1 protein-coding gene is annotated in these 962 nt (G+C 47.5%); it reads right to left on the reverse strand.

The window, feature by feature from the left end; genetic code table 11:
• On the reverse strand, window positions 1-494 hold a 494-nt coding region (locus GY683_RS04005), incomplete at its 3' end, for an FAD-binding protein (RefSeq protein ID WP_297287523.1).
• Between the last annotated feature and the right edge of the window lie 468 nt (window positions 495-962).

A 962-nucleotide genomic window follows, 5' to 3' on the forward strand; every position in this document is an offset into this window, starting at 1 on the left:
ATCACATAATCGGAAGTGACCCCGTATTTCAATCCGCGCAATCCACCGGCATTTTCGGCCACATTGCCCCCAATGGTGGATACCGCCATGCTGCCGGGGTCCGGCGGGTAAAAAAGGCCTTTGGCTTCAACCGCTGCAGCCAGTTTGGCTGTCACCACGCCCGGCTGCACCACGGCATACATATCCGCCTCATTGATCTCTATAATCTTATTCAATGCATTGGTCAGCACCACGATACCGTTTGGTGTCGGAATGGTGCCCCCGCTCAGATTGGTTCCTGCCCCCCGGACCGTTACCGGCACCCGATTTTCGTTGCAAATGCGCACGGCTCGACCAAGTGCTGCCGTCGTGGTGGGGCGCACCACCGCCATGGGAATGACCGGCGCTAAAACGGCGGCATCATAGGAATAAGTAACCAGATCCGCATGATCGGTGAGTACATTCTCAGCACCCAACTGCCCCTGCAATTTGCCGATGAAGGTGTTCTTAATCATGGAACCTCCTATGCTTTAACATGTTATCCATACAACTTGATTATTGGTACTACCAATGTGTCACAGACATTCTTTTACATCATTGTTTTTTAGCGGTCAATAAGAATAGTTGTTAAACATAGATATGGCTCGATTTTATGGATTTCAAATATTTTTTGCTTGACATGCCAAATCAAATAAAATAGCAATTGGTCATACCAATAATTATTGATCCAATAATTGATCCGCACGGTATCATCTGTTGTGACGTTTAGGAACACATAGAGTGGGAAAGGAGGTGTGGTGGCCCTGTACAGATGACGGCGCGTGCCAAAGCAACACATCATTTCATTCTTCCGATTCAATCGGGCGGAGATCCAAAAGTTAAATTTACCTTTCAGGGAGGAAGTCGCATGAAACAGATTTTAAAACTTGGGTTAATCGTTTGCATCATTGTTGGCTTGGTGGGTCCTTTCAGTGCCTTTGCAG

This window comes from Moraxella sp., assembly GCF_024227015.1.
Taxonomy (GTDB): Bacteria; Pseudomonadota; Gammaproteobacteria; order Pseudomonadales; family Moraxellaceae; genus Moraxella.